Genomic DNA, 1,597 nt, shown 5'->3' on the forward strand with positions numbered 1-1,597 from the left:
GTTCCATCGAACGTGCTCCTGCAATCTGCCAGCCGATAAACTGCCACAGATGCCGCCACTTGACAAAGTGCGTTGTGGACGAGGCCTCAATGCCTGGTTCAGCCAGCTTCCTCGTATTGTGGAAGTCTTGCACCACCGGCTGCAAACAACAGCGGAATTGCGCGCCCTGCGCGATGCATTTCTCATACGGATTGACAATTGCGCCACGGAGTTCGGTACTCATGGCGGTGTTCAGCTTCTGTTAATTTTGGAGCACTCGTTGAATTGTGGTAAAGTGCACCGGTGTGATAACGTAAGGTCACATAAGGTTTGAGGGCCTTCGCTGGGGGTTGGTGTGATTGATCTCGCACTCTGGCTTTCTTCGCTAGACGGTGAGAATCCGTCCGGGGAAGATTTGCGCAACGACCCGGCTTTCCATGAGTTGGAGCGCCTGACCGAAGCCCAACTCAAGGTCGTCCACGACGGCAACAATAAGGCCGGCTCGCAAAGCACGATTCCAGTCGACTGGCCCGCTGTGCTCGCAAAGGCGGAGGAATTGCGCGCGCATGGCAGGGACTTGCGCCTGCTTGTCATCGTCACGCGCGCGCTGGCCAATGAAGACGGGCTGGCCGGATTGGCGCAAGGTCTGACGCTGATCGCGCAGACCTTCGATCAGCATTGGGACACCATGCATCCGGCTATGCGGCCCAACGCTTCGCCGCGCGATGCCGCCTTGCGCCGTATCAACGCGCTGATCGACCTGCAGAATGGTCAGGACGGGTTGTTGGCGAATCTGCGGCAAATGACGTTCTTCGCGCCGCGCGCAATCGGCCCGGTTCAGGGCAAGGACCTGGAGAAGGGTGCGCTCGACGATCGCGTCATGCTCCAGGAAGCCGCCTCGGGGCTGAATGCGGCGGAAAAAGCGCAGCTGGTCAGTGCGCACGGACAACTCTTGAATCGGGTGCGTGCCGCATGTGCGGCACAGATCGATCAGGCCAATGCGGAGATGGTCCAGCTCATCGCCGACGCCCGGGCGACGATCACGGCACTGGATGCGCTCGAGACTGCGCTCAACGCTCGTCTCGAGGGCAGCGGCACTCCCGTTCCGGACTTAAAACGGTTCCTGCAGCGTTTGCTGACGACACTTGAACGGAATTCAGCGGCCGGCGCGGTGACGAATGGCGCAGCCACGCAGGCGGTGCCGACGGAACTGGCAACGCCTGCTCGAAACGGTCATGGAGCCGATGCTATGGCAAGTATGGCAAGCTATGCGGACTCGAGCACGGGACTCCCCGACCGGATCTCCTCGCGCGACGACGTGGTGAAATGCCTCGACCTGGTCGTCGCCTTCTATGACCGTACCGAACCGTCGAGCCCAATTCCGCACCTGGCTCGGCGGGTCCGTCGGATGGTGCACATGGATTTCGTTGAACTGATGGAAGATCTCGCCCCTTCGGGGCTGAAGGAGTTCAGGCTGCTGGCCGGCGTTCCCGATGCCAAGAAGACGGCTCAGAAGGATGAAAGGTAACAACACATGCCAGCCGAAAGCAAAGCCAAGGTCATCGAACGAAATCGCGCGCCGCGGGTGCAGATCGCCTACGATGTGGAAACCTACGGC

Annotated in this window: 2 protein-coding genes and 1 pseudogene; 2 read left to right on the forward strand and 1 reads right to left on the reverse strand. The window is 60.2% G+C overall.

Features of this window, described 5'->3' with window-relative positions; all coding sequences use genetic code 11:
• Nucleotides 1–223, reverse strand: a 223-nt coding sequence (locus EN914_RS38830; RefSeq protein WP_206527311.1) for a hypothetical protein, incomplete at its 3' end; no start/stop codon positions are given.
• Between the two features lie 111 nt (nt 224–334).
• Between EN914_RS38830 and tssA the strand changes: the two genes are divergently transcribed.
• Both tssA and EN914_RS39620 read left to right on the forward strand, forming a co-directional pair.
• Nucleotides 335–1,507, forward strand: coding sequence for a type VI secretion system protein TssA (gene tssA, locus EN914_RS34795; protein WP_013525310.1), 1,173 nt, complete (start codon nt 335–337; stop codon nt 1,505–1,507).
• A 6-nt stretch (nt 1,508–1,513) separates the two neighbouring features.
• Nucleotides 1,514–1,597 (forward strand): annotated as a pseudogene (locus tag EN914_RS39620) (type VI secretion system contractile sheath small subunit); the annotation flags it as partial.

Source organism: Mesorhizobium sp. M7A.F.Ca.CA.001.08.2.1 (assembly GCF_003998455.1).
Taxonomy (GTDB): domain Bacteria; phylum Pseudomonadota; class Alphaproteobacteria; order Rhizobiales; family Rhizobiaceae; genus Mesorhizobium; species Mesorhizobium ciceri.